Raw genomic sequence first — 23,317 nt, forward strand, 5'->3', positions numbered from 1 at the left:
CGGGGTCAGGTGGCGAACCGGATGCGCAGGCCCGTGACGAGCAGGTCCAGGCCGAACTCGAACGTGGTCTCGTGCGGCTCGCCGAGCACCTCGGTGATCGCCGCGAGGAGCACCGGCTGCTCGGCGAGGACCTCCGCGCGCCGGGCGCCTGCGTCCTCGTCGTCGGCGTCCGGGAGGGGGGTGGTGCGGCTGCGCTCGGCCTCGGCCTGCCACTCGGTCGCGCTGCCGATGACGTAGGAGCCGATCGCGAACAGTGCGTGCTGGGCCTGGCCCGGTGTGAGCCCCGCGTCGACGAGCACGGTCAGGGACCGCTCGATCCGCTCCAGGCTCTCCTGTCCGGGCCGGTTGCCGGCCAGCACCCGGGGCGCGTCGCGGGTGGCGACGAGCGCGGTGAACATCCGCCGCGCGTCCTCGCGCAGCCACTCCCACCACGGCTGCCCAGGCTCGGGCGCGGGGTGGTCGACGCCGGCCCGGCGGAACAGCTCCTCGGCCATGAGGTCCATGAGCTGGCGCTTGTTCTCGACGTGCCAGTAGAGCGTCGGCCCGGCCACCCCGAGGCGCGCGGCCACCCGCCGGAAGGACACGCACTCCAGGCCGCCGTCGGCCAGCAGGGCCAGTGCCGCGTCGACGACCGCCTCCCGGGTCACCGGAGCACGCTCGGCCGCTTTCACGCTTGACACTCTAACGGTGTGAGAGGCATCCTCCCCCGGTGTCTAACACCGTTAGAGGGGCGGCCATCGAGGTGGCCGGGCTGACGAAGACCTACAAGACCGGCGACACCGTCGTGGAGGCGGTCAAGGGCATCGACCTGCGCGTGGAGCGCGGGCAGACCTACGGCTTCCTCGGCCCCAACGGGGCGGGCAAGTCCACGACGATCGAGATGCTGTGCACCATCCGGAACCCCACCGCCGGCGCCGCCCGCGTCGCCGGGTTCGACGTCGTCCGCGAGCGCGACCAGGTGCGCCGTCGGATCGGGCTGGTGTTCCAGCAGCAGACGCTGGACCTGCAGCTCACCGCCGAGCAGAACCTCCGCTTCCACGCAGAGCTGTACGGGCTCTCCCGGGCCGACGCCGACCGGCGCATCGGGGAGGTCCTGGAGATGGTCGCGCTGACCGACCGCCGCTCCGACGTCGTCCAGCGGTTCTCCGGGGGCATGAAGCGGCGGCTGGAGATCGCCCGCGGCCTCGTGCACGCCCCGCAGGTGCTCTTCCTCGACGAGCCCACCATCGGTCTGGACCCGCAGACCCGCGCCGCCATCTGGGACCACCTGCGGTGGCTCCGGGAGAACACCAGCATCACCGTCTTCGTCACCACGCACTACATGGACGAGGCCGAGCACTGCGACCGGATCGCGATCATGGACCACGGCGAGGTGGTCGTCGAGGACACCCCCGAGGCGCTGAAGTCCAGCATCGGCACCGACCGCATCGCCCTGCGCACCGACGACGACGAGCTGGCCATCGCCCGCGTCCGCGAGCGCCTGGGCATCGAGGCCGGCGTCCACGAGGGGCAGGTGACCCTCGCCGTCGCCCAGGGCGCGCAGGTCGTGCCCCGGCTGTTCACCGAGCTCGGCGTCGGCATCCGCTCGGTCACCGTCACGCGGCCGAGCCTGGACGACGTCTTCCTGACCTACACCGGCCGCACCATCCGCGACTCCGAGGGGGCCGGCCCGGCCGGGTTCCCGTTCGCCGGGAGGCGATGACATGACCACGACCCGACCCGAGACCGCGGCACCCGCCCCGCTCACCGAGGTCCGCAGCGACCTGGCCCACGAGCTGCGCGCCACCTGGGTGGTCATGCGCCGCGAGCTCATCCGGCTGCGTCAGGACCGCGCGCGGATCCTCACCATGCTGCTGCAGCCGGTGCTGTTCATCTTCGTCATGGGCACCGGGCTGGCCAGCATCGTCGACACCGGCGGGAGCACGGACTTCCGCACGTTCCTCTTCCCCGGCGTCCTGGCGACGTCGGTGCTGTTCACCGCCGCGTTCGCCGGCATCTCGCTGGTGTGGGACCGGGAGTTCGGGTTCCTGCGCGAGATGATGGTGGCCCCCATCTCCCGCGCGGCGATCATCTGGGGCAAGTGTCTGGGCGGCGCCGTCGTCGCCACCGTGCAGAGCCTCGTGCTCGTCGCACTCATGGGCACCGTCGGCATCCCCTACGCGCCGGTGCTGATCCTCCAGCTGGTCGCCTGCCTGTTCCTCGGGTCGCTGCTGCTGACCGCGCTGGGCGTGCTGCTGTCGACCCGGATCACGACCATCCAGACGGCGATGCCGGTCAGCCAGCTGCTGATCATGCCGATGATGTTCCTGTCGGGCGCGCTCTTCCCGATCTCCGGGCTGCCCGACTGGCTGGCGGTGCTGACCCGGCTCAACCCGCTGACCTACGTGGTGCAGCCCATGCGGTACTTCGTGCTGGAGCACCTGTCGCTGACCGCTGAGGAGCGCGAGCGGTTGGTGCCGGTGCTCACCTGGTTCGGCTGGGAGGTGCCGGTGGGGGTGCAGCTGCTCACCGTCGCCGTCATCACCCTCGGCCTGGTCGCCCTCGCGGCGCGGGTCTTCAAGACGACGGAGTAGGAGGACCCCCAGGAGGACCCCCAGAAGGACCCCCAGAAGGACCCCGTCGCCCCCCGCCACTCGCAGGCTCGCGGCGGGACCCTGCGACGGGGCCGCCTGACCCCTCGCAGGCTCGCGGCGGGACCCTGCGACGGGGCCGCCTGACCCCTCGCAGGCTCGCGGCGGGACCCTGCGACGGGGCCGCCTGACCCCTCGCAGGCTCGCGGCGGGCCTCGGAACGGGGTCTCCCTAAGCTCCAGCGGTGACCTCCCTCGCCGGTGCCGTGTGGCCGGACCTCCCGCAGCGGCCGCTGCTGCTCGTGCCGCTGGGCGCGGTCGAGCAGCACGGCCACCACCTGCCGCTGGCCACCGACACCACGGTCGCGTGCACGGTGGCCGAGGCGGCGGTCGCCGAGCTGGACGGCGCGCTGTTGGCACCCGCCCTGGCCTACGGCGCGAGCGGTGAGCACGAGGGCTTCCCCGGCACCGTCTCCATCGGCACCGAGGCGCTCACCGGGCTGCTGGTCGAGTACGGCCGCTCGGCGTGCCGGTGGGCCGGCCGCCTGGTGCTGGTCAACGGCCACGGCGGCAACCTCGACGCGCTGCGCACCGCCGGGCGGCGGTTGCGCGACGAGGGGCGCGACGTCGCCTGGTTCCCCTGTGGCGTGCCCGGGGCCGACGCGCACGCCGGGCGCACCGAGACGTCGGTGATGTTGCACGTGGAACCCGCGCTGGTGCGCACCGACCGCGCGGTTGCCGGGGACACCACCCCGATCGCCGAGCTGCTGCCGCGGCTGCGCGCCGAGGGGGTGCGCGAGGTGAGCCCCACCGGGGTGCTCGGCGACCCGGCGGGTGCGTCGGCCGAGGAGGGCGCCGAGCTCCTGGCCACGATGGCCGCCCGGCTCGGGGCCGCCGTCCGGGCGTGGGACGTCGACCCCACCGGTCGGTTGAGGGGCTGATCCCGGCCGCGGTTAGGGTCGCCGGCATGGGCGCACCGTCGGGTTGGCTGGTCGTCGTCGACTACCAGGAGGTCTTCCGCGACACGTCCTCGCCGTGGACGACGCCGCGTTTCGACGAGATCCGCCCGCGCATCCGGTCGCTCGTGGAGGCCTTCGGCGAACGCGTCGTCTTCACCCGGTTCGTCGTCCCGGAGCAGCCGGAGGGCGCCTGGGTCGACTACTACAAGGAGTACGCCTACTTCACCGAGCCGCACGCCATCCCGCTGTTCCAGCTGTCGGAGGACCCGGGCGACCGGCCCGTCATCGACGCCCCGACCTTCGGCAAGTGGGTGCCCGAGGTGGCCGAGCTGGTCGGGGAGGGTCCGGTCACCGTCGCCGGCGTCGCCACCGACTGCTGCGTGCTGTCCACCGTGCTGCCCGCGGCCGACGCCGGCGTGCGCGTGCGGGTGGTCTCGGACGCCTGCGCCGGGGCCGACGACGAGTCGCACGACGACACCATGCGGATCCTCGGCTGCTACGCGCCCCTGGTCGAGGTGACCACGACCGCGGAGGTCCTCGCGGCGGGATGACGCCCGCCCCCGCGGTCCCGGCGCCGCCCTCCGCCCGGCTCCCCGACGGCTTCGCCGTCCGGCTGGACCCCCGGACCAGGCGCAGGGACGGCGGGACGGCGCTGCTCGGGGGCTCCCCGCTGCGGCTGCTCCGGCTGCTGCCGAGGGCCCGCGACCTGCTGCGGGGTGACCGGCTGGTGGTCCGGGACGCCACGACCGCCGCGCTCGCCGCCCGGCTGCTCGACAGCGGCCTCGCCCACCCAGCCCTCGCCCACCCAGCCCTCGCCCACCCGGACCTCCCCGGCGCCGCGGCGGCCGGCCTCACCGTCGTCGTCCCGGTCAAGGACCGCCCCGCCGCGGTCGACCGGCTGCTGGCCGGGCTGCGCGCCGACCCCGCCACCGTGGCGGTGCCGGTCCTCGTGGTGGACGACGGCTCCGCCGACCCCGGGACCCTCGCGCGGGTCGCGACCCGGCACGGTGCCCGCGTGCTGCGGCACGAGGAGAGCCGCGGCCCGGCCGCCGCCCGCAACGCCGGCCTGGCCGCGGCCACCACCGACCTGGTCGCGTTCCTCGACTCGGACTGCGTGCCGCGGCCGGGGTGGGCCACGGTGCTCGCCCCGCACGCGGCCGACCCCCGCCTGGCGCTGGTCGCGCCGCGGATCACCGCGCTGCCCCCGCGCGGCGCCGGCTGGGTGGACCGCTACGAGACGGCGGTCAGCGCGCTGGACATGGGGGCGCACCCCGCGCCGGTGACCGCCGGGACGGCGGTGTCGTACGTGCCCAGCGCCGCGCTGCTGGCCCGCCGCACGGCGCTCGGCGACGGCTTCGACGAGTCGATGCGGGTGGCCGAGGACGTCGACCTGGTCTGGCGGCTCACCGCCGCCGGCTGGCGGGTGCGCTACGAGCCCGCGGCCGAGGTCGCCCACGAGCACCCCTCGGCGACGGGCGAGTGGCTGCGCCGCCGCGCCTTCTACGGCACCGGGGCCGCGCTGCTGGCGGCGCGGCACGGTGCTGCGGTGGCCCCCGTCGTCGTCTCGCCGTGGTCGGCGCTGGCCTGGGGCCTGCTCCTGACCGGCCGTCGACCGGCGGTCGCGGCCGCGGGCGGGGCGCTGGCCGTCACGGCCATCCGGCTGGCGCGGCGGCTGGCCCGGCCGGGGGAGCCGCCGCCCCTCGGGCTGGCGGCCGCCCTGGTGCTGCGCGGCAGCGCGTCTGCCGGGCGCACCCTGGCCCGCAGCGCCACCCGGCACCACTGGCCGCTGGCGCTGGCCGCGGCGGTGGTGTCCCGGCGGGCCCGGCGGACGGTGGTCGCGGCGGCCGCCGCCGACGCCGTCCTCGCCTGGTGGCCGCACCGGCGCGCGGTCGGCCTGCTGCGCTTCGCCGCGGCCCGGCGGCTGGAGGACCTCGCCTACGGCACCGGGCTGTGGGCAGGTGCCCTCCGCGCGCGCGACCCCCGCGCCCTGCTGCCCGCGGCCCCGCCCCCGATGGCCCCACCGCGCCGACCCGCCGCGCGCTGAGACGGCCGGAGGCTGCCTGGTGGAAAGCCGCGCGAGAGGCCACGATGCAGGCGATGAGCCCGAGCCCGTGGACGACGCCGTGACGCTGGTCAACCCCTGGCTCGCGCTGCCCGAGGGACGCCCCGACCCCGCCCACGCCCGGCGGCTCCGGGCCGCCCACGAGGCCCTGGTCACCCGGGGCGGTGCACCGGCCGGCGGCTCGGTGCGCGCCGTCGTCTGGGACTCCTGGCGCCGATGTCTCGGCAGCGGTGTCGACCCCGACGGCACCGCGCCCCCGGTCGACCTCCTCGACGACGACCTGCTGGTCCACCGCGCCGCGCACCCGCTGGCCCCGGTACTGCCGGTGATCCGCCGGCTGCTGGTCGAGGACGCCGAGGCCGACCAGATGATCGTCGCGGTGACCGACGCGGCCGGCCGGATGCTGTGGGTGGAGGGCGACCGGCGGCTGCGGTCGCGCGCCGAGGCCCTGAACTTCGTCGAGGGCGCCCGCTGGTCGGAGGAGGTCGCCGGCACCAACGCCCCCGGCACCGCGCTGGCCCTCGACCACGCCGTCCAGATCTACGGCAGCGAGCACTTCCGCCGTCCGGTGCAGAACTGGAGCTGCTCGGCCGCGCCGGTGCACGACCCGGTGACAGGCGTCCTGCTCGGCGCCATCGACGTCACCGGCGGCGACCACGTGGCCAGCCCGCACGTGCTCACGCTGGTCCGGGCGACCGTGGCCGCGGTCGAGTCCGAGCTGCGCTGGCTGCACCGCGAGCAGACCGCCCGGCGTCCCGCTCCGCCCGCGCCCCGGCCGGCCGCCCCGCGGCTGGAGGTCCTGGGCCGGGAGCGCGCCCGCCTCCGGCTGCCCGCAGGCCCCGTCGAGCTGTCGCTGCGCCACTCCGAGCTCCTGCTGCTGCTCGCCGAGGCCGCCGTCACCGGCCGCGGCCGCACCGCCGAGCAGTTGGCGGCCGAGTGCCACGGCGGGGAGGCCGCCCCGGTGACCGTGCGGGCCGAGCTGTCCCGCCTGCGCCGGCTGGTCGGCACCGACCTCCTCGGCTCCCGGCCGTACCGGCTGCTCGAGCCGCTGGAGACCGACCTGGACCAGGTGCGCCGGCTGCTGGGCCGCGGCGCGGTCGGCGCCGCGCTGGAGCGCTACGCCGGCGCGGTGCTGCCGCGCTCGGCCGCGCCCGGCGTCGTGACCGCCCGCGAGCGGGTCACCGCCCTCCTGCGGCAGGCGGTCCTGGCCAGCCGCCGCCCGGAGCTGCTGCTGCGCTACAGCCGGCTGCCCGAGGCCCAGGACGACGTCGCGGTGTGGCAGACCTGCCTGGAGTGGCTGCCGCCGGGCGCCCCCCACCGGCCCGCGGTCGCCGCGCACCTGCACCGCCTCCGCCGGGCACCCCGCGCGCCGCTGCGCCTGCACTGAGGAAGGACCCCCTGCCCCCCACCGCTCGCGGGCTCGCGGCGGGACCCTGCAGGGGGCCAGGGGCGATGGGGTGACCCCTGCCTCCCACCGCTCGCAGGCTCACGGCGGGACCCTCCAGGAGGCCGTCGTCGGGAATGTCCCCGACGGGGCGGGACTTGGCACCGACACGTGAGCGCACCGCCCGACGTCCCCCTGCCCTCCACCCGGCGGGTCGTCGCCGCGGTCGTCGCCCTCGCCCTGGGCGGCTTCGCGATCGGCACCACCGAGTTCGTCACGATGGGCGTCCTGCCCGACATCGCCGCGGGGATCGGGGTCGACATCCCCACCGCGGGCCACGTCATCTCCGCGTACGCGCTGGGGGTCGTGGTCGGCGCGCCGGTGATCGCCGCGCTGGGCGCCCGGCTGCCCCGCCGCGCCCTGCTGGTCGGGCTGATGGCCGCGTTCCTCGTCGGCAACGTGGGCAGCGCGCTGGCGCCCGGCCAGGCCTCGCTGCTGCTGGCCCGGTTCGTCAGCGGCCTGCCGCACGGTGCGTACTTCGGCGTCGCCTCGCTGGTCGCCGCGGCCCTGGTGCCGCCCCAGTTGCGCGGCCGGGCGGTCAGCTCGGTGATGCTGGGCCTGGCGGTGGCCAACGTCGCGGGGGTGCCGGCGGCCACCTGGCTCGGGCAGCAGCTGGGCTGGCGGGCGGCCTACTGGGCGGTCGTCGTCCTCGCCGCCGTCACGGTGTGCGCGGTCCTCGCGGTGGTGCCGTCCGCGCCGGGCCGGCCGGACGCCGGGGTGGCCACCGAGCTGGCCGCGCTGCGCCGTCCGCAGGTGCTGCTGACCCTGCTCGTGGCCACGGTCGGCTTCGGCGGGATGTTCGCCGTCTACAGCTACATCGCGCCGGTCACCACCGAGGTGACGGAGCTGCCGCGGGGTGCGGTCCCGTGGGTGCTGCTGGTCTACGGCGCCGGCGGCGTCGTGGGCACCGCACTGGGCGGCCGGCTGGCCGACCTCGCGCTGTTCCGCTCGCTGGTGGGGGCCATGGTCACCGTCGGGCTGGTACTGGCGCTGTTCCCCGCCCTCGCGGGCTCGGCCGCGGGCCTGCTGGGCGGGGCCTTCCTGCTCGCCGCGACCGCGTCGGTCCTCGTCGTGACCCTGCAGCTGCGGCTCATGGAGGTGGCCGGCGACGCGCAGATGCTCGGCGCCGCGCTCAACCACTCGGCCCTCAACGCCGCCAACGCCCTCGGCGCCTGGCTCGGCGGCGTGGTCATCGCCGCCGGCCTGGGCTGGACCTCCCCCGCGGTGGTGGGCGCGGGCCTGGCCGCCGTCGGGCTGGCCGCGCTGACGGCCTCGGCGGTGCTTCGCCGCCGCGAGCGGCGCGCCGGGCCGGTGCGGACGGCGCCCGCACCGGCCCCGGCGGGGGGCTAGAGCGTCTCGGCGAACAGCGGGACCGCGTTCTCCAGCGCGTACTCGATGCCGAGCGGGGTGCCGCTGGAGAAGGCGCTGACCAGCTCCTGGTCCTCGAGGACGAGCGCGTGGCCCTGCTGGACCGACGGCAGCGTGCCCCAGACGGGGTTCGAGGTGATGGCGCCGGCCTCCACGAAGATCGGGAAGACGACCGTCAGCGGCGCGTCGAGCAGCGACACCTGCTCGTCGCTGACCGACACGAAGAAGTTGGTGCCGGACAGCTCCTGGATCGCGGGCTTGTTGACGAAGCCGAGCTGCTCCATGAAGTCCACCCGCGAGTCGCCGCGGACGTAGGCGCCGAAGCCCTCGGAGGTGTAGGCCGCCACGGCCACCTCGGTGCCGTCGAACTCGGGGTGCGCGGCGGCGGCCTCGGTGAACTGCTGGTCGATGTCGGCCTCGAGCTGCTGCGCCTCCTCGACCTTGCCCAGCGCCTGGCCGATCAGCTCGAGCTGCTGCTGCCAGGTGGTCTGGTAGGGGCCGGCGCCCTCGGGCTGGCCGATGGTCGGCGCGATCTGCTCGAGCAGGTCGTAGCGCTCCTGCGTGGCGGCCGACCGGGTGTCGAGGATCAGGTCGGGCTCCAGCGCGGCGATCGCCTCCAGGCTCGGCTCCAGGGTGTCGATCAGCTCCGGGGCCTCGTCGTAGCGGCCCTCCGCCCACGGGCCGACGCCCTCGCCGCCGAAGCCCAGCCAGTCGCTGGCCCCGACCGGCTGGACACCGAGGGCCAGCGCCGTCTCGGCGTCCGACCAGCCCAGCGCGACGACGCGGGTCGGCTCCTCCTCGACGGTCACGTCGCCGAAGGCGGTGGCGACGGTGACCGGGAAGGCCCCGGACGACGCCCCGGAGGACGCCGCGACGTCGCCCCCGTCCTCCGCCGGGTCGGAGCCGCAGCTGGTGGCCAGGAGGGCGACGGCGAGCAGCGCGGCGCCACGCAGGACGGGACGGGAACGCATCAGGACTCCTCGGTGCGGTCAGTAGGTGAGGCTCACCTAACACCTGTCCCGGCACGAGCGGGTCACGGGGGTGCGGCCGGGCGTGCTGCAACGGCCCTGCAACGTTGTCCGGCGGCGCGAGTCGGGACGACGCGCCACAGGGACCTCCGCAGATGCGGGCCGTCAAGCGTCCTGGTTCCGCTGCAGCGGAGACGATCTCACGTGCCGCGCAGGTAAGCGTGGCCTAAGTCACTCTCCCGTTGCCAGACTCCGCCTCCAGGTGGCTTCGCCACACGACCCCTGCAACGAAGCGGAGGATCCGTGACACAGATCAACGTGCGGGTCGACGGGGTGTCCTACACCGACGACGTCGAACCGCGGACCCTGCTCGTCCACTACCTGCGTGAACAGCTCGGCAAGGTCGGCACCGTCGTCGGCTGCGACACCAGCAACTGCGGCGCCTGCACCGTCCACCTCGACGGCGCCGCGGTGAAGTCCTGCACCGTGCTCGCCGTCCAGGCCGACGGCAGCGAGGTCACCACCATCGAGGGGCTGGCCCGGGAGGGCGAGCTGCACCCGGTGCAGAAGGCGTTCCACGAGATGCACGGCCTGCAGTGCGGGTTCTGCACCCCGGGGATGATCATGGCGTCGGTCGACCTGCTCAAGGAGAACCCCGACCCCAGCGAGACCGAGGTGCGCGAGGGCATCGAGGGCAACCTCTGCCGCTGCACCGGCTACCAGAACATCGTCCGCGCGGTGCGGCACGCCGCCGCCGAGATGCGCGGCAGCGGGGGCGCCGAGGTGCCGTCCGCCCGCTCGGAGGCCGGGGACACGGCCGCCGCTGACACCGTGGTGGTGCAGGCATGACGATCACCGAGGACGCCGCCGACCTGGCCCCCGCCAAGGAGGTCGGCAAGGCCCGCCGCCGCAAGGAGGACGCCCGGCTCATCACCGGCCGGACGACGTGGACCGACAACATGGTCCTGCCGGGGATGCTGCACATCGCCGTCGTCCGCAGCCCCGTCGCCCACGCCAAGATCACGAACGTCGACGTCTCGGCCGCGAAGCAGGCCCCCGGCGTCGTCGCGGTCTACACCGGCCGGGACCTCGCCGAGCAGCAGGGCTCCATCCCCTGCGCGTGGCCGGTGACGCCGGACATGGTCAACCCCGGGCACCCCTCCGTCGCCGTGGAGGAGGTCAACCACGTCGGGGAGGCCGTCGCCGTCATCGTCGCCCGCAGCCGGGCCGCCGCGGCCGACGCCCTCGAACTGGTGGACGTCGACTACTCCCCGCTGCCCCCGGTGCTGGACATGGAGGAGGCGGTCAAGGGCGAGGCGGACCTCTGCCACGACCACATCGAGTCCAACACCGCGTACCACTTCGTCTTCGACGCGGGCGAGGCCGGCACCGGCGCCGACACCGAGCAGGCCTTCGCCGACGCCGACGTCGTGGTCAGCCGCCGCTTCGTCAACCAGCGGCTGATCCCGGCCTTCATGGAGCCGCGCTCGGTCGTCGTCCAGCCGCAGGGCGACAACTTCACCATGTGGTCGGCCACCCAGATCCCGCACGTGCTGCGGGTGATGCTGGCGATGGTCACCGGCGTCCCCGAGCACAAGCTCCGCGTCATCGCCCCCGACGTCGGTGGTGGCTTCGGCGGGAAGCTGCAGGTCAACCCCGAGGAGGTCATCGCGCTCCTGGTGGCCCGGCGGCTGGGCAAGCCGGTCAAGTGGACCGAGACCCGCAGCGAGTCGCTGATGACCGCCCACCACGGCCGCGACCAGATCCAGTACATCGACGTCGCCGCCGACCGCGAGGGCAACGTCAAGGGCCTCAAGGTGCGGCTGCTGGCCGACATGGGCGCCTACCTGCGGCTGATCACCCCGGGCGTCCCGGCGCTGGGCGCGTTCATGTTCCCGGCGATCTACAAGTTCCCGGCCTACCGGTTCGAGTGCGACGGCGTCTTCACCAACAAGGTGCCCACCGACGCCTACCGCGGCGCCGGCCGGCCGGAGGCGACCTTCGCCATCGAGCGGATCATGGACGAGCTCGCCGTCGAGCTGGGCATGGACCCGCTGGAGCTGCGCCGGAAGAACTGGATCCAGGCCCAGGAGTTCCCGTTCACCACCGTTGCGGGCCTGGAGTACGACAGCGGCGACTACGACGCCGCCACCCGGCAGGCGCTGGAGCTGATCGGCTACGACGAGCTGCGCGAGGAACAGCGCCGCCGCCGCGAGTCGAACGACCCGGTGCAGCTGGGCATCGGGTTCTCCACGTTCACGGAGATGTGCGGCCTGGCGCCGTCCCGGGTGCTGGGTTCGCTGTCCTACGGGGCCGGCGGCTGGGAGTCGGCGTCCATCCGGATGCTGCCCACCGGCAAGGTCGAGGTCGTCACCGGCTCGACGCCGCACGGCCAGGGCCACGAGACGGCGTGGAGCCAGCTGGTCGCCGACCAGCTCGGCGTCCCCTTCGAGGACGTCGAGGTGCTGCACGGCGACACCGCGGTGGCCCCCAAGGGCATGGACACCTACGGCTCCCGGTCCCTGGTGGTCGGCGGGACGGCGGTGGTCAAGGCCGCGGAGAAGGTCGTCGCGAAGGCCCGCAAGGTCGCCGCGCACCTGCTCGAGGCCAGCGAGGACGACCTCGAGTTCGCCGACGGCAAGTTCTCGGTGCGCGGCACGCCCGGCACGAGCATGGGCATCCAGGAGATCGCCCTGGCGGTCTTCGCGGCGCACGACTACCCGGAGGACGTCGAGCCGTCGATCGACGCGGACGCCACCTACGACCCGGCCAACTTCTCCTTCCCCCACGGCACGCACATCTGCGCCATGGAGGTCGACACCGAGACCGGCATGGTCACGATCCGCAAGTACGCCTGCGTGGACGACGTCGGCACGATCGTGAACCCGCTGATCGTCGAGGGGCAGGTGCACGGCGGGCTGGCGCAGGGGATCGCCCAGGCGCTGTACGAGGAGGCCGTCTACGACGCCGACGGCAACCTCACCACCGGCACGTTCGTCGACTACCTGGTGCCGTCGGCGGCCGACCTGCCGCACTTCGACACCGGTAACACGGTGCACGAGGCGCCGGGCAACCCGATCGGGGCCAAGGGCGTCGGCGAGGCCGGCTGCATCGCCAGCACGCCCGCGGTGGTCAACGCCGCCCTCGACGCCCTCCGGCCGCTGGGGGTGAGCGACATCCGCATGCCGCTGACGCCGGAACGGGTGTGGCGGGCCATCCACCAGGGCGGGGACGGCGGCGACCGCGCCACCGCCGGCACCAACGCCTACGGCGGGGCGCAGACCGAGACCACCGCCGGCGTCTCCACCCCGCAGTCGTCCCTCGGAGGTGACCGGTGATCTGCCGATTCGACGAAGGAGAAGCGCCGTGATCCCCGCTCCGTTCGCGTACGCCCGGCCGACGACCGTCGACGAGGCGCTGCAGGCCATCGCCGACGGCGGCGAGGACGTGAAGATCCTGGCCGGCGGCCAGTCGCTGATCCCGGTCATGCGGCTGCGCCTGGCCGCGCCCGAGACGGTCGTCGACCTGTCGCGGGTGAGCGAGCTGCGCGGCGTCCGAGACGACGGCGACGCGATCGTCATCGGGGCCATGACCACGCACCACGACGTGCTGGTCGACCCCCTGATCGCGCAGCACGCGCCGCTGATCGCCGAGGCCACCGAGACCGTCGCCGACCGGCAGGTGCGGGCACGCGGCACCTTCGGCGGCGCGCTGGCGCACGCCGACCCGGCCGGTGACCTGCCGGCCGTGGCGCTCGCGCTGGACGCCGAGTTCGTGATCGCCGGCCCCGGCGGGGCGCGGCGCACGGTGCCCGCGGCGGACTTCTTCGTCGACTACCTCACCACCGCGCTGGAGGAGGGGGAGCTGCTCGTCGAGATCCGCGTCCCCAAGCTGGCCGGGCAGTGGGGCATGCACTACGAGAAGTTCAACCGGGTGGCGCAGGCCTGGTCGATCGTCGCGGTGGCCGCGGCGGTCCGCCGCGAGGACGGGCGCATCGCGGAGGCCCGGATCGGGCTGACCAACATGGGCCCGACCCCGCTGCGCGCCAGAGCCGCCGAGGCCGCCCTGGCGGGGGCGGCGGCCAGCGCGGACGCCATCGCGGCGGCGGCGCAGGCGGCCGCGGAGGGCACCAGCCCGAGCAGCGACCTCAACGCGCAGGCCGACTACCGCCAGCACCTGGCGCAGGTGCTGACTCGCCGTGCGGTGACCACCGCCGCCGGGTTGTAGCGTCGGTCACCCGCCCCCGGAACCGCCCAGTCCCTCTCGGCCGGCCCGCCCCTCGGGGCGGACCGGCCGAGCCACGTAGCCCAGGAGGTCGCACCGTGCAGTTGGAGAACTCGTTCACCGTCCCCGTGCCCATCGACGAGGCCTGGCGGGTGCTGCTGGACATCGAGCGGATCGCGCCGTGCATGCCCGGCGCCGCCCTGGACTCGGTCACCGGCGACGACTTCACCGGCCGGGTGAAGGTCAAGCTCGGCCCGATCAACCTCACCTACCAGGGCAAGGCCTCCTTCATCGAGAAGGACGAGGCCGCGCACAAGGCGGTCATCGACGGCCGTGGCAAGGACCAGCGCGGCAACGGCACCGCGTCCGCGCTGATCACCGCCCAGTTGAAGGCCGAGGGCGACACCACGCGGGTGGACGTCCTCACCGACCTCAACATCACCGGCCGGCCCGCCCAGTTCGGCCGCGGCGTCATGACCGACGTCGGGAACAAGCTGCTGGGGCAGTTCGCCGACAAGCTCGCCGCCCAGCTCGGGGCCGGCGACGAGCAGGCCGCCGCGACCCCGCCCCCGGCCGGTGCGGCCGCGACGGCGGCCGGCGTGGCCGAGGAGGTCGCCGCCTCCGTCGAGCAGGTGCCCGGCGACGGCGCCGCGGCCACGGCGACGCGCAACGCGGCGTCGGCGGCCCGGGAGTCCGCCGCGGCCGCGGCGGACAAGGCCGCCGGTGACACCACCTCGGTGAGCACCCCGGCCGGCCCGTCCGCGACCCCGGCGTCCACCCCGGCGGTGCCGGCCACCGCCGCTCCGGGCGCCGCGGCCCCGGCCACGGTGGCGAGCACCCCGGCCGGCCCGGCCGCCACGCCCGCCAGCACCCCGGCCCGGTCGCCCCAGGCCGAGCCCGAGCCGATCGACCTGCTCGAGGTCGCCGGCGGCGCGGCGATGGCCCGCTACGCGACGCCGCTGGCCGGCGTCGCCGCGGTGCTGCTGGTGATCACGCTGATCGTGCGCCGGCGCCGCCGCCGCTGAGCCCGTCGGGTGGGGTCGCCGGCGAGGTCAGCCGGCGACCCCGCCCAGGCCGTCCACGGCCGCCGCGGCGACGACGTCCGGCGCCGCCTTGAGCGCGTGGTCGCCGGGCACGGCGTAGACCGAGGCGCCGGCCCGGCCGGACAGGACGGCGGCGACGTCCTCGGGGCCGCCGAACGCGTCCCGCTCGCCCTGCACCACGACCAGCGGCACCTCGACCGCGGTCAGTTCCCCGGCGCGGCTCTTCTCGGGCCTGCCCGGCGGGTGCAGCGGGAACGCCAGACACAGCACCGCCGCGGCCTCCTGCGCCGCCGCCGTCCGGCAGGCCACCCGCGCCCCGGCGCTGCGGCCGCCCAGCACCAGGGGCCCGGTCAGCCGGCCGCCGTACCGCAGCGCGTCGAGGACGGCGGTCCAGGCGAGGTCGAGCCGGGCCGGCGCCGGCGCGATCCGCTTCCCCGCGACCCGCCAGGGCTGCTCGACGCGCAGCACCCGCCAGCCGGCCGCCGCGGCGGAGGTGGTGACGGCCAGCAGGTCGGCGGACTCGATGCCGCCGCCGGCGCCGTGGCCCAGCACGAGGGTGCCGAGGGTGCCGTCGGCCGGTTCGGTGGTGGTGACCCGGGCCGGGCCGAGCGGGGTGGGCAGGTCGGTCATGCGGGGAGGGCGAGCAGCGCGTCCACGGCGCCGGTGACGTCCTCGGCGACGAGCGCGGCCGGGTCGTACACCCCGGGGTAGGCCCGCTCGGTGCGCGGGAACCAGGCGGCGGACAGGCCCGCCCGCAGCGCCCCGTGCACGTCCCACGCGTGGGCGGCGACCAACGCCATCCGCTCCGGGGCCACGTCGCAGACGCCGGCCGCCCACAGGTACACCTCGCGGGCGGGCTTCCAGGCGCGGATGACCTCGCTGGACAGCGAGCGCTCCACCAGCGCCCCCACCCCGCCGCGCTCGAGCCCGGCCTCGGCGACGCCCGGCGAGCCGTGGGTGAGGGTCACCACCCGCACGCCCGCGGCGGTGAGCCGGCGCAGCGCGGGCTCGACGTCCGGGTGCGGTGCCAGCTCGAGGAACGCCTCGGCGACCCGCGTGCGGTCGCCGTCGGGGAGGTCGCTGACCTGGGCGAGGGCCGCGTCGAAGGCGTCCCGGAAGCGGCACCAGGTGCCGGCCGCCGCGGTGGCGAAGCCGGTGAGCAGGGTGCGCGCGAAGACGGTGCCGAGCAGGTCGGCGGGCTGGCCGAGCTCCACCAGGGCGGCCCGCACGGGGGCCAGGTCGAGCAGGGTCTCGTTGACGTCGAAGGCGACGACGTCCGGACGGCGGAGGGGAGCGCTCACGCCTCGCGCCGGTCGGCGTCGTCGGCCGGGGCCGTCGTCGAGGGCTCGGTCGCCGGGCGGTCGGCGGTGGTGGTCCGACCGGCCGCGGCGCGGGTGCGGCGGTGCCGGCGGACGTCCTTGGCCCGCTTGTAGACCAGCCAGGCCAGCCCCACGGTGACGGCGGCGACGACGGCGTAGTCCAGGTACTTGAGGTTGTCGCGGACGAAGTCGCCGGCCGCCACGCCCAGCCCGATGAGCACGCTGTTCCAGATCAGGCTGCCGCCGGCGGTGAAGAGCAGGAACTGGCCGAACGGCATCCGCACGACACCGGCCGGCACGGAGATGAAGCTGCGCACGATCGGCACCATGCGGCCGAAGAACACCGCCGAGCGCCCGTGCCGCTCGAACCAGGCGAAGGTCCTGTCGACGTCCGCGGTCTCCACCAGCGGCAGGCGGTCGAGGAACGCGTGCGAGCGGCGCGGCCCGAGTGCCCGGCCGACGTAGTAGAAGAAGATCGCCCCGAGGACCGACCCGAGCGTGGCGCACAGGACGACCGGGACGATCGTCATCCGGCCCTCGTTGATCAGCACGCCGGCCGCACCGAGCACGGCCTCGCTCGGGATCGGCGGGATGACCGTCTCGAGCAGGATGGACAGGCCCACGCCCACCGGCCCCAGCTTCTCCACCATGTCGAGCAGGAAGCCGGTGATGCCGCCCTGATCGGAGGAGGCAGCGGCGGCGAGGAACGACATGGCTCCACGGTAACGGCGCGGTCACGGGAGGGCCGGGACGGCAGGGGTAGCTTCGCCACTCATGCGCCAGCGCTTCACCGCCCGGGCCGTCGTCGTGGGGGACCGGGCCGGCACGGTGGTCCCCGACGCGGTGGTCGACGTCGACGACGGCACGATCACCTGGGTCGGCGCGGCGGCGGACGCCCCGCCCGCCAGGGACGCCGAGGTCGTCGCCCTGCCCGGAGTGCTGACGCCGGGGCTGGTCAACGTCCACTCGCACGCGCCGATGGTGCTGTTCCGCGGGCAGGCCGAGGGGCTGCCGCTGGAGCGCTGGCTGCGCGAGGTCATCTGGCCGCGGGAGGCCCGGCTCACCCCCGAGGACGTCGAGGTCGCGATGACCGCGGCCTCGGCGGAGATGCTGCGCGGCGGGGTCACCACGAGCGTGGAGATGTACTTCTCGCCCGAGCGGATCGCCGCCGCGGTCGGCCGGACTGGGGCGCGGGCGGTGGTCGCCACCCCGCTCATCCCGCTGCCCGGGATGCCGCCGCTGGCCGAGCAGCTGGCCCACGCGGTGGACCTCGCCGCCGGCGCCCCGCACGACGGCGCCATCGAGTACGGCATCGGGCCGCACGCGGCCTACACGCTCCCCCTGCCGGTGCTGCGCGACGCCGCGGCCGCCGCACGCGAGCACGGCCTGCTGCTGCACCTGCACGTGGCCGAGACCGTCGTCGAGGACGCCGACCTGCTGGCCGCCCACGGGCTCTCGACACCCGCGCTGCTGGCCGCCCACGACGTCCTCGGCGGCCGGGTGCTCGCCGCCCACTGCGTGCACCTCGACGAGGGCGACCTGGAGTTGTGGCGCGAGTACGACGTCGCCGTCGCGCACTGCCCGGCCAGCAACGCGAAGCTGGCCAGCGGCATCGCGCCGGTGCGGGCGATGCTGGACCGCGGCATCCGGGTCGGGCTCGGCACCGACGGGCCGGCGTCCAACGACGGGCTGGACCTGCTGGCCGACGTCCGGCTGGCCGCGCAGCTGGCCCGGCTGCGGGAGCGTTCGGCCACCGCACTGACCGCGGCCGAGGCGTTCTGGCTGGCCACCGGTGCCGCCGCCGACGCCATCGGCCGGCCCGACCTGGGGCAGCTCGCCGTCGGGCGGCGGGCCGACCTCGTGCACGTCGACACCCGTGACCTGCTGTTCGAGCCGGTGGGGGACGTCGAGGACGTGCTCACCCACCTGGTCTGGTCCGGCGCCTCCCGGCTGGTGCGCGACACCTGGGTGGGCGGCCGGCAGGTGGTGCGCGACGGCGCCTGCACCACGGTGGACGCCGAGGCGCTGCGGGCCGAGGTCGCCGAGCGCGCGGCCCGCCTCAGCGGAGGCTGAGCGTGCACGTCTCCTGCGCTGTGGGCCTCCGCTACGGCGCCTCCGCTACGGCCGGAGGGAGATGGTCTCGCCGCGGGTCACGGTGCGCAGCTCGCCCGGGGCGCGCCGGGCCGCCACCTCGCGGACGAAGTCGCCCAGCGGGGACCGGAAGCGGTCGTAGTCGTCGAAGTGGATCGGCACGGTGACCGGCGGCTTCAGCAGCTCGACGAGGTCGGCGCCCTGCCGGCCGTCCATCGTGACCGTGACGCCGAGGGCCTTGGTGCCGCCCAGGTGCGGGATGAGCACGTCGAGCGGGCCGCAGCGCTGCAGCACCTCGCCGAGCCAGGGCCGGAAGATCGTGTCGCCGCTGACGTAGCCCCGCCAGCTCACCTCGCCGTCGCGCACCAGCTCCAGGACGCTGCCCATCACGGGCGGCAGCACCTTCGCCAGCGGCCCGGGCCCGTGGACGCCGGGCACCGAGGTGATCCGCAACGTCTCGCCGTCCCGGGTCAGCTCGTGCCGCTGCCAGGGCCGCAGGTCGAGGGTGGCCCGGAAGCCGCGCCGGCCCAGCGCGGCGGCGGCCGCCTGCGTGGTCACCACGGGGGTGTCCTTGTCGAGGGTGCGGGTGGCGATGCGGTCCCAGTGGTCGGCGTGCAGGTGCGACAGCAGGATCGAATCCAGCTGCGGCAGCTGGGCGGGCAGCAGCGCGGGGTCGGTGAGCCGCTTGGTCCACAGCCCCTTGCCGAGGTAGGCACGCTGCCCGCGGTGCAGGAAGTTCGGGTCGGTCAGCAGGGTGAACGCGCCGATGCGCAGCAGCGTGGTGGCGTTCCCGCCGAAGGTGAGGGTGACGTCGCCGGCGGAGGACGGCGGGGGAGTGGCCATGGCCCTCGACTACCCCGCCGCCTCGCGGGTGACGCCGGATGCCCGAGGAGCCGACAGGCCTGCGTGCTCGTGGCCACCAGCGCGCGATCGCCTGGGGTCCGCAGGACCCGGTGCGTGCGGCGGGAGCTCGACGGAAGGGAGGCCGTCCGCCCCGGCTGGTAGACAGGGCGGGTGGCTGCCTCCCGCGACGTGGACGCGTCCTTCCTCGCCCTCCCGCTCTCCGCGCTGACCGACGCGGCGCTCACCCGCGCGCTCGACCTGGGGTGCGAGCACGCCGACCTGCGGGTCGAGCGGGTCCGCACCCAGTCGATCAGCCTGCGCGACGCCCGCCTGGAGTCCCTGGCCGACGGGGAGGACCTCGGGCTGGCCGTGCGCGTGGTCCACGAGGGCACCTGGGGCTTCGCCGCCGGCGTCGTCCTCACCGCCGCGGAGGCCGTGCGGCTGGCCGAGGAGGCCGTCGCGGTGGCGCAGGTGTCCGCCGCGGTGAACAGCGACCGCGTCGAGCTCGCCCCCGAGCCGGTGTACGCCGACGCCGTGTACGTCTCCGACTACGACGTCGACCCGTTCACGGTGCCCGACGCCGAGAAGACCGGGCTGCTGACCGAGCTGTCCGAGCGGCTGCTGGCCGCCGACGGCGTCGAGCACGTGCAGACCGGCTGCACGGCGGTGAAGGAGCAGAAGTACTACGCCGACACCGCCGGCACCCGGACCCGGCAGCAGCGGGTGCGCATCCACCCCGACCTCACCGCGCTCACCGTCGACCGGTCCACCGGGGCGTTCGAGAGCATGCGCACCCTCGCGCCGCCGGTGGGGCGGGGCTGGGAGTACCTGACCGGCACCGGCCGGGACTGGCGCGGCGAGCTGGCCGAGATCCCCGAGCTGCTGCGGGAGAAGACCAAGGCGCCGTCGGTGCAGGCGGGCCGGTACGACCTGGTGGTGGACCCGTCGAACCTGTGGCTGACCATCCACGAGTCGATCGGCCACGCCACCGAGCTCGACCGCGCGCTCGGCTACGAGGCCGCCTACGCCGGCACCTCGTTCGCCACCGTCGACAAGCTCGGCTCGCTGCAGTACGGCTCGCCGATCATGCACGTCACCGGCGACCGCACCACCGTCCACGGGCTGTCCACGGTCGGCTGGGACGACGAGGGCGTGGCCGGGCAGAGCTGGGACATCGTGCGGGACGGCGTCCTCGTCGGCTACCAGGTGGACCGCAACATGGCGCGCCTGCGCGGGCTCCCGCGGTCCAACGGCTGCGCCTTCGCCGACTCCTCCCAGCACGTGCCGATCCAGCGGATGGCCAACGTCTCGCTGCAGCCGGCGCCCGGCGGCCCCTCGACCGAGGAGGTCATCGCCGGCGTCGAGCGGGGCATCTACGTCGTCGGCGACAAGAGCTGGTCGATCGACATGCAGCGGTACAACTTCCAGTTCACCGGCCAGCGGTTCTACCGGATCGAGAACGGCCGCCTGGCCGGGCAGCTCCGCGACGTGGCCTACCAGGCGACGACGACGGAGTTCTGGGGGTCGATGGCCGTCGTCGGCGGGCCGCAGACCCACGTGCTCGGCGGTGCCCTCAACTGCGGCAAGGGCCAGCCCGGTCAGGTGGCCCCGGTCAGCCACGGCTGCCCCGTCGCCCTGTTCGAGAACGTGAACATCCTCAACACGGTGCAGGAGGCCGGCCGATGAGCTCCTCGACCCCGCAGGACGTCGTCGAGAAGGCGCTGGCCGCCTCCACCGCCGACGGGCAGGTCGCCTTCGTGGTGGAGAGCTCGCAGGCCAACCTGCGCTGGGCGGGCAACAGCCTGACCACCAACGGGTCGATGCGCTCGCGGCAGGTCGTCGTCGTCTCGTTCGTGGACGGCGGGGCCGGGATGGCGACCGGCACCGTGGCCCGCACCGGCAACCCGGACGTCGCGGAGCTGGTCGCGGCCAGCGAGCAGGCCGCCCGTGACGCGGGGCCGGCCGAGGACGCCGTGCCGCTGGTGTCGGAGACGCCGCCGGGCGCCGGGGACTGGGACGCCGACCCGGCCGAGACCTCGATCGGCGTGTTCGCCGACTTCGCCCCCGCCCTCGGGCAGGCCTTCGGTGAGGCGCGCGGCCGCGACGAGCTGCTGTTCGGCTACGCCGAGCACGCGATGGCGACCACCTACCTGGGCACCTCGACCGGGTTGCGGCTGCGGCACGACCAGCCCACCGGGCGGGTGGAGCTCAACGGCAAGAGCGCCGACATGAGCCGCTCGGTCTGGGCCGGCACCGGCACCCGGGACTTCGCCGACGTCTCGGTGGCGGCGCTGGCCGCGGAGGTGGAGCGCAAGCTCGGCTGGTCGCGGCGCCGGGTGGAGCTCCCGGCCGGCCGGTACGAGACGCTGCTGCCGCCGTCCGCGGTCAGCGACCTGATGATCTACGCCTACTGGACGATGGAGGCCCGCGACGCCGACGAGGGGCGCAACGTCTACGCCAAGGCCGGCGGCGGCAACCGGGTGGGGGAGCGGCTGGCGGCCCTGCCGCTGACGCTGCGCAGCAACCCGTTCGAGCCGGGCCTGGAGGCCGCTCCGTTCCAGGTGGTCAGCGGGTCGTCGGGGTCGGCGTCGGTCTTCGACAACGGGATGGCGACGCCGGCGGTCGACTGGATCTCCGGCGGCGTCCTCAGCAACCTCATCCGCCCGCGGGCGTGGGCCCTGAAGACGACGGCGCCGGCGACCGCCGCCGTCGACAACCTCGTGCTCGAGCTGCCCGGGGCGACCGCCACCCAGGAGGAGATGGTGGCCGCCACCGACCGCGGCCTGCTGCTGACCACGCTCTGGTACATCCGCGAGGTCGACCCGCAGACGCTGCTGCTCACCGGGCTGACCCGCGACGGCGTCTTCCTCGTCGAGGGCGGCGAGGTGACCGGCGCGGTGAACAACTTCCGGTTCAACGAGTCGCCGGTCGACCTCCTGGCCCGCATCACCGAGGCCGGTCGCACCGAGCGGACCCTCCCGCGGGAGTGGAACGACTGGTTCACGCGAGCGGCGATGCCGCCGGTGCGGGTGCCGGACTTCAACATGAGCAGCGTGTCGCCCGCCAGCTGACGCCGCCGGGAGCATCGACCGAGCGCCAGCGAGGGAGGAGCGGACCGGGGGCGGAAGCGGCGCGTGGCCACGGCCGGCTGAGGGCCGCGCCAGGACGGTCATCGCGGCGCGGCGCGCCGACACCTCGCCACGGTGGGTGGTCGAGTGCCAACCGTTCCGTCACATCGTTGGCGGATCGTGACCGTGACGTTCTGCAAACACCCAAATACCGTGAGTCCTGTCGGGATGGACGCACGGACGCAACCACCGCCAGTACCACCCCGCGCAACAGTCGAAACGTGGCTCGGACGTCTTCCTCGTCCCGGCCACAGACAGGCCCCGCGCGAACACCGGGGCCGGTGAGGGGGAGGTCCCGTGGCACGAGGTCAGAAGCCGTCGGTGTTCCAGGTCGGTCAGCTCTGGGACGACGGCGACACCGTCGTCGTCTCCGGCTGGGGTCTCGGGCTGTGCGCCGCCGCCTGCTCCTGCCACCGGCACCCCTCCGCCGGTCACCTCACCATCGCCGAGGACCAGGCCGCCGGTCTGCTCGGCCTGGCGAGCTACCGCGACGACTGCGACTGCTGCGAGCCCTGGACGGCCGACGAGCTCGGCGCCATCCTGCGCGACCTCGAGATGGTCTCCGGGATCGACGCCCAGGAGCCCCTCGCCGGCTGAACGCCAGGGACTGCTGAGCTCCGGAGCCGCGCGCCGGTTGGTGCGCGGCCTCTGGGGTAGGGCCGCCCCATGCTGGGACGAGCTGCCCTCCGCGGTGCCCTGGCCGGGCTGGCCGGCACCGCAGCCATGACGCTCGGTGAGAAGGTCGAGCAGTCGTTCACGCACCGGCCGGACTCCTACGTGCCGGCCCGCACCCTCACCGCGCTGACCACCCGCCGCCGGCTGCCGGGCTCCGCGCGCCCGCCGGTGCGCAACCACCTCATGCACTGGGGCACCGGCGCCCTCGTCGGCGCCCTGCGCGGCATCTGGTCGGCCAGCGGCCTGCGCGGCTGGCGGGCGTCGGCCTGGCACACCTCCGTGCGGCTGGCCACCGACCAGACGCTGGAGAACGCCACCGGCGTCGGCGCGCCGCCGTGGACCTGGTCCCGACGCGACCAGGTCGTCGACCTCGGCGGCAAGGCCCTCTACTCGTTCGTCACCGGCGCCGTCGCCGACCGGTTGGTCCCCCTGGCGCCCGACCGGCACCCGTCCGGGGCGGCCGGACCCCGCCGGCGGTAGCTGCCGCGCCGTGATCGCCGTCCTCACCGCCGCGGCGAGGACACCGCCGTCCCGCTAGCCCCTCCTGCTGACAGGTCCGACGCCGCGGCGGGACGCGGGGGCCTGCTGGTGCCGGTGTGACGCATGAGTCGCGACCCCGGCCCT

General features: G+C 75.2%; 22 protein-coding genes. 16 read left to right on the forward strand and 6 right to left on the reverse strand.

Annotated features, from left to right (window positions below):
- Positions 1 to 5: 5 nt before the first annotated feature.
- Complete coding sequence (locus ACI78Q_RS03925; protein WP_456922012.1) at positions 6 to 647, reverse strand: TetR/AcrR family transcriptional regulator C-terminal domain-containing protein; 642 nt, start codon at positions 645 to 647, stop codon at positions 6 to 8.
- A gap of 62 nt (positions 648 to 709) precedes the next feature.
- Here ACI78Q_RS03925 and ACI78Q_RS03930 point away from each other — a divergent pair, with 62 nt between their 5' ends.
- The 7 genes from ACI78Q_RS03930 (at position 710) to ACI78Q_RS03960 (ending at position 8,384) form a co-directional block, all read left to right on the forward strand.
- Positions 710 to 1,702, forward strand: a complete 993-nt coding sequence (locus ACI78Q_RS03930; protein ID WP_456922013.1) for an ATP-binding cassette domain-containing protein — start codon at positions 710 to 712, stop codon at positions 1,700 to 1,702.
- A 1-nt stretch (position 1,703) separates the two neighbouring features.
- Entirely contained in the window at positions 1,704 to 2,573 is an 870-nt protein-coding gene (locus ACI78Q_RS03935; RefSeq protein WP_456922014.1) for an ABC transporter permease, read from the forward strand.
- 241 nt (positions 2,574 to 2,814) lie between these two features.
- Positions 2,815 to 3,510 (forward strand): mycofactocin biosynthesis peptidyl-dipeptidase MftE, encoded by a 696-nt coding sequence (mftE, locus tag ACI78Q_RS03940; RefSeq protein WP_456922015.1) that lies wholly within the window; start codon positions 2,815 to 2,817, stop codon positions 3,508 to 3,510.
- Positions 3,511 to 3,536: 26 nt separating this feature from the next.
- A complete protein-coding gene (locus ACI78Q_RS03945; protein WP_456922016.1) occupies positions 3,537 to 4,079 on the forward strand; it encodes a cysteine hydrolase family protein in 543 nt (180 codons plus the stop codon).
- Entirely contained in the window at positions 4,076 to 5,572 is a 1,497-nt protein-coding gene (mftF, locus tag ACI78Q_RS03950) for a mycofactocin biosynthesis glycosyltransferase MftF (RefSeq protein WP_456922017.1), read from the forward strand. Before ACI78Q_RS03945 ends, mftF begins: the two co-directional genes overlap by 4 nt.
- 67 nt (positions 5,573 to 5,639) lie before the next feature.
- The gene (locus tag ACI78Q_RS03955) at positions 5,640 to 6,977 is read left to right on the forward strand and encodes a GAF domain-containing protein (protein ID WP_456922018.1); all 1,338 of its coding nucleotides are present in this window, start codon (positions 5,640 to 5,642) and stop codon (positions 6,975 to 6,977) included.
- 168 nt (positions 6,978 to 7,145) lie between these two features.
- Entirely contained in the window at positions 7,146 to 8,384 is a 1,239-nt protein-coding gene (locus tag ACI78Q_RS03960; RefSeq protein ID WP_456922019.1) for an MFS transporter, read from the forward strand.
- Here the strand turns inward: ACI78Q_RS03960 and ACI78Q_RS03965 are convergent.
- Positions 8,381 to 9,373, reverse strand: coding sequence for an iron-siderophore ABC transporter substrate-binding protein (locus tag ACI78Q_RS03965; protein WP_456922020.1), 993 nt, complete (start codon positions 9,371 to 9,373; stop codon positions 8,381 to 8,383). The genes ACI78Q_RS03960 and ACI78Q_RS03965 overlap by 4 nt on opposite strands.
- Positions 9,374 to 9,673: 300 nt before the next feature.
- Between ACI78Q_RS03965 and ACI78Q_RS03970 the strand changes: the two genes are divergently transcribed.
- From ACI78Q_RS03970 to ACI78Q_RS03985, 4 genes are all read left to right on the forward strand, one after another.
- Positions 9,674 to 10,219 (forward strand): (2Fe-2S)-binding protein, encoded by a 546-nt coding sequence (locus ACI78Q_RS03970; RefSeq protein ID WP_456922021.1) that lies wholly within the window; start codon positions 9,674 to 9,676, stop codon positions 10,217 to 10,219.
- Positions 10,216 to 12,708 (forward strand): xanthine dehydrogenase family protein molybdopterin-binding subunit, encoded by a 2,493-nt coding sequence (locus ACI78Q_RS03975; RefSeq protein ID WP_456922022.1) that lies wholly within the window; start codon positions 10,216 to 10,218, stop codon positions 12,706 to 12,708. Before ACI78Q_RS03970 ends, ACI78Q_RS03975 begins: the two co-directional genes overlap by 4 nt.
- Positions 12,709 to 12,736: 28 nt before the next feature.
- A complete protein-coding gene (locus ACI78Q_RS03980) occupies positions 12,737 to 13,597 on the forward strand; it encodes an FAD binding domain-containing protein (RefSeq protein ID WP_456922023.1) in 861 nt (286 codons plus the stop codon).
- Between the two features lie 95 nt (positions 13,598 to 13,692).
- Positions 13,693 to 14,619 (forward strand): SRPBCC family protein, encoded by a 927-nt coding sequence (locus ACI78Q_RS03985; RefSeq protein WP_456922024.1) that lies wholly within the window; start codon positions 13,693 to 13,695, stop codon positions 14,617 to 14,619.
- 27 nt (positions 14,620 to 14,646) lie between these two features.
- Here ACI78Q_RS03985 and ACI78Q_RS03990 read toward each other — a convergent pair whose 3' ends face one another.
- From ACI78Q_RS03990 to ACI78Q_RS04000, 3 genes are read right to left on the reverse strand one after another with little or no spacing between them, the layout of a single operon-like run.
- Positions 14,647 to 15,267 carry an alpha/beta hydrolase family protein gene (locus ACI78Q_RS03990; RefSeq protein ID WP_456922025.1) on the reverse strand — a complete coding sequence of 207 codons (621 nt, stop codon included), beginning with the start codon at positions 15,265 to 15,267 and terminating at the stop codon, positions 14,647 to 14,649.
- Positions 15,264 to 15,938: an HAD-IA family hydrolase gene (locus ACI78Q_RS03995; RefSeq protein ID WP_456922026.1), complete on the reverse strand. Its 675-nt coding sequence runs from the start codon at positions 15,936 to 15,938 to the stop codon at positions 15,264 to 15,266. The genes ACI78Q_RS03990 and ACI78Q_RS03995 overlap by 4 nt, the downstream gene beginning before the upstream one ends.
- Positions 15,935 to 16,669 (reverse strand): DedA family protein, encoded by a 735-nt coding sequence (locus tag ACI78Q_RS04000; protein WP_456922027.1) that lies wholly within the window; start codon positions 16,667 to 16,669, stop codon positions 15,935 to 15,937. The genes ACI78Q_RS03995 and ACI78Q_RS04000 overlap by 4 nt, the downstream gene beginning before the upstream one ends.
- A 61-nt stretch (positions 16,670 to 16,730) precedes the next feature.
- Between ACI78Q_RS04000 and ACI78Q_RS04005 the strand changes: the two genes are divergently transcribed.
- A complete protein-coding gene (locus ACI78Q_RS04005) occupies positions 16,731 to 18,029 on the forward strand; it encodes an amidohydrolase family protein (RefSeq protein WP_456922028.1) in 1,299 nt (432 codons plus the stop codon).
- A 45-nt stretch (positions 18,030 to 18,074) separates the two neighbouring features.
- Here the strand turns inward: ACI78Q_RS04005 and ACI78Q_RS04010 are convergent, their stop codons facing one another.
- Entirely contained in the window at positions 18,075 to 18,890 is an 816-nt protein-coding gene (locus ACI78Q_RS04010; RefSeq protein WP_456922029.1) for an MBL fold metallo-hydrolase, read from the reverse strand.
- Positions 18,891 to 19,061: 171 nt separating this feature from the next.
- Here ACI78Q_RS04010 and ACI78Q_RS04015 point away from each other — a divergent pair, with 171 nt between their 5' ends.
- From ACI78Q_RS04015 to ACI78Q_RS04030, 4 genes are all read left to right on the forward strand, one after another.
- Positions 19,062 to 20,576: a TldD/PmbA family protein gene (locus tag ACI78Q_RS04015; protein WP_456922030.1), complete on the forward strand. Its 1,515-nt coding sequence runs from the start codon at positions 19,062 to 19,064 to the stop codon at positions 20,574 to 20,576.
- A complete protein-coding gene (locus ACI78Q_RS04020) occupies positions 20,573 to 21,961 on the forward strand; it encodes a metallopeptidase TldD-related protein (protein WP_456922031.1) in 1,389 nt (462 codons plus the stop codon). Before ACI78Q_RS04015 ends, ACI78Q_RS04020 begins: the two co-directional genes overlap by 4 nt.
- A 354-nt stretch (positions 21,962 to 22,315) precedes the next feature.
- On the forward strand, positions 22,316 to 22,615 hold the full coding sequence (locus tag ACI78Q_RS04025) for a hypothetical protein (RefSeq protein WP_456922032.1): 300 nt from the start codon (positions 22,316 to 22,318) through the stop codon (positions 22,613 to 22,615).
- A 69-nt stretch (positions 22,616 to 22,684) separates the two neighbouring features.
- Positions 22,685 to 23,173 (forward strand): hypothetical protein, encoded by a 489-nt coding sequence (locus tag ACI78Q_RS04030; protein WP_456922033.1) that lies wholly within the window; start codon positions 22,685 to 22,687, stop codon positions 23,171 to 23,173.
- Positions 23,174 to 23,317 lie beyond the last annotated feature (144 nt).

The organism is Geodermatophilus sp. SYSU D00705, from assembly GCF_054050135.1.